A 5,360-nucleotide genomic window follows, 5' to 3' on the forward strand; every position below is an offset into this window, starting at 1 on the left:
CGGGTTGCGTTTAGTAGGAACTCTTAATGTTGCAGCCTTAGAACAAAGCTTAGAAGAAATTATTTATCGTCACGAAGCATTACGAACCAACTTCATCACAGTTGATGGACAAGCTTCTCAAATCATTAAAACAGAAACGAATTGGACAGTTGCAGTTGTTGATTTGCAGCATTTACCCTTAACAGAAATTGAAATAGCTGCACAGCAATTAGTTCAACAACAAGCGCTTCGTGCTTTTGACTTAGAGTCAGAAGCATTAATCAGAGCGACATTAGTAATACTGTCTCCTACAGAACAGTGGTTATTAGTGTGTATGCACCACGTTGTCAGTGATGGCTGGTCAATAGGTGTGTTTGTCCAGGAGCTACAAGCACTGTACAATGCTTATTCTCAGGGTCAACTTTCACCCTTATTGCCACTACCAATTCAGTACGCAGACTTTGCAATTTGGCAAAGACAATGGTTGCAAGGGGAAGTACTACAAAACCAATTGAGTTATTGGGAACAACAATTGGCAAATGCACCTACGTTCTTACCATTACCCACAGACAGACCTAGACCTGCTGTGCAAACTTTTAATGGCGCATATCTTGAGTTTGCCCTGTCTGGTGAATTAACTCAACGGTTGGTACAGCTGAGTCAAGAGCAAGGGGTGACTTTGTTTATGACTTTGTTGGCGGCTTATGATACATTACTTTATCGCTACACGGGACAAACAGATATTTTGGTGGGGACACCAATTGCTAACCGCGATCGCACCGAGATAGAAGGGTTAATTGGCTTTTTTGTCAATACTTTGGTGATGCGGACTAACTTGGCAGAAAACCCCACCTTTAACGAATTACTCCCGCGTATCCGAGAAATGGCGCTATCCGCCTACGCTCATCAAGATTTACCCTTTGAAATGTTGGTGGAAACTCTGCAACCAGAACGAGACATGAGTCATACACCACTGTTCCAGGTGATGTTTGCTCTCCAGAACGCTCATATATCTGAAATAGAGTTGACTGGATTAACTGTCAGTTCTTTGCCCATAGAAAGTTCCACAGCAAAATTTGATCTTACTTTATCAATGGAAAACACTAGCACTAGACTAGTGGGAGGGTGGGAATACAACACCGACTTGTTTGATAGCAGCACTATCGAACGGATGGCTCTTCATTTTGTGACCCTGCTAGAAGGTATTGTTGCTAATCCCGAACAGCGCATTTCTCAATTACCAATGCTCACAGCATCTGAGCAGCAACAGTTATTAATTGAATGGAATAATACTCAGGTAGATTATCCCCAAGATAAATGTATTCATCAGTTGTTTGAAGAACAGGTGGAACGCACGCCCGATGCTGTGGCAGTGGTGTTTGAGAATCAACAATTGACGTACCACGAATTGAATTGTCGTGCTAACCAGTTGGCGCATTACTTGCAATCCTTGGGTGTAAAAGCTGATGTGCTGGTGGGGATTTGTGTGGAGCGTTCTTTAGAGATGGTGGTGGGATTACTTGGTATTCTCAAGGCGGGTGGGGCTTACGTACCACTTGACCCTGAGTATCCCCAAGAGCGTCTGAGCTTTATGCTTGAAAATGCTCAAGTTTCCGTGCTACTAACCCAACAGCAATTAGTTGATAAATTACAAAAGCATCAGGCACAGGTTGTTTGTTTAGATACTGATTGGCACTTTATTTCTCAGTTCAATCAGGATAATTTAATCGCTGAAGTACAAGCAACTAATTTAGTTTATGTGATTTATACCTCTGGTTCTACAGGAACACCCAAGGGAGTACTGATTGCCCATAAAGGATTGTTAAATTTAGTGTTGTGGCATCAGCGTACTTTTAAAATCACGACCTTAGACAAAGCCACTCAACTGGCAGGAACAGGATTTGACGCAGCTGCATGGGAATTATGGCCTTACCTAACAGCAGGAGCAAGTATCTACTTAGTCAAATCTGAGATCCTTGCATCGCCAGTAAATCTACGAGATTGGTTGATATCACACGAGATTACGATCGGTTTTGTGCCAACACCAGTAACACAGGAGTTATTGTCTTTAGAATGGACTACAGCAGGTTTAGCTTTGCGTTACGTCCTAACTGGAGGCGATAAGCTTAATCAGTATCCACCAGCGTCACTCCCCTTCCAAGTCGTAAATAATTATGGCCCAACAGAGAATACTGTTGTCACAACTTCTGGAGTGGTAGTTGCTAAGGAACAAGATCGGGTATCACCAAGCATTGGTCGCCCAATTTCCAATACCCATATCTACATTTTAGATAAGTATTTACAACCAGTACCTATTGGTGTACCAGGAGAGTTACACATAGGTGGTGCAGGATTAGCACGCGGTTATCTCAACCGACCAGAATTAACACAACAAAAATTCATCCCCAACCCCTTTGGTAGAAGCAGGGGAGCAGAGGAGCAGGGGGGCAAGGGAGCAGAAATTCTTCCCAATCCCCAGTCCCCAGTCCCCAGCGATGCACTGAGCTTGTCGTTGGCGCAGCCTCTCGCAGAGAAGTGTCCCCGACTTTACAAAACTGGTGACTTAGCTCGTTATTTACCAGATGGAAGCATAGAATACCTGGGGCGCATCGACAATCAAATAAAAATCCGAGGTTTCCGAATTGAGTTAGGGGAAATTGAGGCAATACTGAGTCAGCATCCAGGAGTTAGGGAAAATGTGGTAGTGGCGAGAGAAGATATCCCAGGAGAGAAACGCTTAGTAGCTTATTTTGTGCCGCAGTTGGAGCAAACACCAACTACCAATGACTTACGCATTTTCTTGAAAGAAAAATTACCACAGTACATGGTGCCCTCTGCTTTTGTCAGGTTAGAGTTTTTACCTTTAACTCCCAATGGCAAGGTAGACCGCAAAGCCTTACCTGTTCCTGATTCCGATAATGCTCAGTTGGCAGTGAGTTTTGTGGCACCACGTACCCCTGTAGAGAAGGTATTGGCAGATATTTGGGCTAATGTACTACATCTGGAACAGGTGGGTGTTCTGGATAATTTCTTTGAGTTAGGAGGTCATTCTCTGACAACAATTCGGGTGATGTCCCAGGTAAATGAGACTTTCCAGATTAACTTACCGTTGCGCCACTTATTTACTGCTCCGACTGTAGCTGAACTTGCTGGGACTATTGAGTTGACCTCTGGGGCAGACTCTACTGTGACTGCAAATAAAATTACTACCGTAAACTTACAGGCTGAAGTTGTTCTAGACGAGACAATTAAGCCTGGGAACCTGGTTTATCAACCTGTGAGTGAACCTTCGGCTATTTTTCTCACAGGTGCAACAGGCTTTGTCGGTGCTTTTTTACTGGCTGAATTATTACAACAAACTCAAGCTGATATCTATTGTTTGGTGCGTGCTGCTAATTTTACCGCAGGTAAACAACGGCTCCAAGAAAACCTGAAAGCTTATTTACTTTGGGAGGAATCTTTTAACTCGCGGATTATTCCAGTATTAGGAGATTTGTCTCAACCGCTTTTCGGTCTTTCAGATGAGCAGTTTCACCTCATGGCTGGGAAAATTGACTTAATTTACCATAATGGCGCTTTGGTGAATCATCTTTATCCATACGCTTTGTTAAAAGCAGCAAATGTTCGTGGAACTGAGGAAGTGTTGAGATTAGCTAGTCAAATCAAAATCAAGCCTGTGCATTTCATTTCTACTGTTAGCGTTTTCGCCTCAGATGAGTATTTCAAATTAGAGGTTGTTCAAGAAAACGATCCTCTGGAACACAGTCAAGGACTTCCTGGAGGCTATGCCCAAAGTAAATGGGTTGCAGAAAAGATCGTAATGATGGCACGCGATCGCGGTTTGCCTTGCAGTATCTACAGGCTTGGTAGAATAACATGGCACAGTCAAACCGGCGTTTGGAATCCCAATGACATGTTGTACAGATTCATCAAAAGCTGCATTCAACTAAAAAGTGCGCCAGAGATGAACAGTATGGTAGAAATTACACCTGTAGACTATTTCACCAAAGCTTTAATCCACCTGTCACAGCAGCCAGAATCTTTGGGCAAAGCCTTTCATCTAATTAATTCCGATTCTGTTCCTTGGAGTCAATTTATTAACTGCATCCGGTCTTTGGGCTACCCACTGCAACAGCTTTCTGATCAGGATTGGCAAGCTGAACTACTTCGCAATACCCAAATTTCTACTGATAACGCTTTGTATTCAACTATATCGCTGGCTGAAGACAATACATATTCAGAGTCCAATGCAACATCTAGCTTAAAATTTGATTGCCAAAATACCCTCAATGGACTTGCAGATACCGCCATTCGCTGGCCGGAAGTAGACAATAAATTACTCCAAGCTTTCTTTGCCAACAATATTAGCCCTCTTCTGTCACTTTCCGGGTATTCTGAATAAAAGAATAAAAAAAGAAAACCATGAAAGGTAAGTAGGGCAATGGATGTAGAATTACAACCCACATTCCGCACCCAGAACTGTCACACCCCAAACAAACGGATCTATTTAGTACATCCGAACTAATGATTGAGAAAAATGACTAGAATTTAGGGACTTCCAGAAAATAAACTATTCCATTATCATTAATGATAATGGAATAGTTTATTTTTGAGTGTGGTAACTGGATGCCTAAGCCAGAAAGTCACCTCTCTGACTCGGCTACAAAACCGTGCATGAAACGTTAATTTCACACGGCTCCTCAATGATTTGGTGCTTGTCACGCACACCTCTAAATTCAGAGTTAAAAGGGATTACAGTTGAGATAATCCTCATCTATCTCTGGAACTGTAACAGCAAATTTATCTGCTACCGTTTTAGCATCATGGCAATGTCCATGAAGTAATTGAAGGTTGTCATAACTATCCTTACCGCCTTGGGAGCGGGGGATTTTATGGTCGATTTCCATCAAGTCTTCATGGTGAAAAAACAGTCCACAATGAGTACACTTTCCTTTTTGTATCTTCAAAAGTGTTGCCACCCTTGTTGGCGCTTCAGGATGTTTACCCATTCTGGAACTCCAGTACACCCAGTCACCATCAAATGGGCTACGGATTCCTTGCACTTGTATGTGTCTCACAATAGGAGTTTCACGGTGCTTGTATAAGCGAATCTTCTGGTTATGGGGTTTAAAAACCCAATTATCAGACCCTACAGTTTGCCAATACTTTTGACAACTCCATCGGGAAGATTTATTAGGGTGACGATGTTCTGCCCATGCTTTTAGCTGGCTGAATAATGTTGTATCAGCCTGGTTAAGCTGTTACGCAGCTTGATTGTATAATATGAGATGAAGTAATTATTTTATTGTCAGCCACCTATGCCAGCAAAAAACCATCTTTCTAAAGAGCAGAATGAACGGTTACTAAAAACGCTAAAAGAG

General features: G+C 42.5%; 2 protein-coding genes. One reads left to right on the forward strand and one right to left on the reverse strand.

The window, feature by feature from the left end; genetic code table 11:
* The coding region (locus CDG79_RS44540) for a non-ribosomal peptide synthetase family protein (RefSeq protein WP_223278611.1) at nucleotides 1–4,381 on the forward strand (4,381 nt) is incomplete at its 5' end.
* Nucleotides 4,382–4,721: 340 nt separating this feature from the next.
* Here CDG79_RS44540 and CDG79_RS38770 read toward each other — a convergent pair.
* Nucleotides 4,722–5,057: an HNH endonuclease gene (locus CDG79_RS38770; RefSeq protein ID WP_223278612.1), complete on the reverse strand. Its 336-nt coding sequence runs from the start codon at nucleotides 5,055–5,057 to the stop codon at nucleotides 4,722–4,724.
* Nucleotides 5,058–5,360 lie beyond the last annotated feature (303 nt).

Source organism: Nostoc sp. 'Peltigera membranacea cyanobiont' 232 (genome assembly GCF_002245985.1).
Taxonomy (GTDB): Bacteria; Cyanobacteriota; Cyanobacteriia; order Cyanobacteriales; family Nostocaceae; genus Nostoc.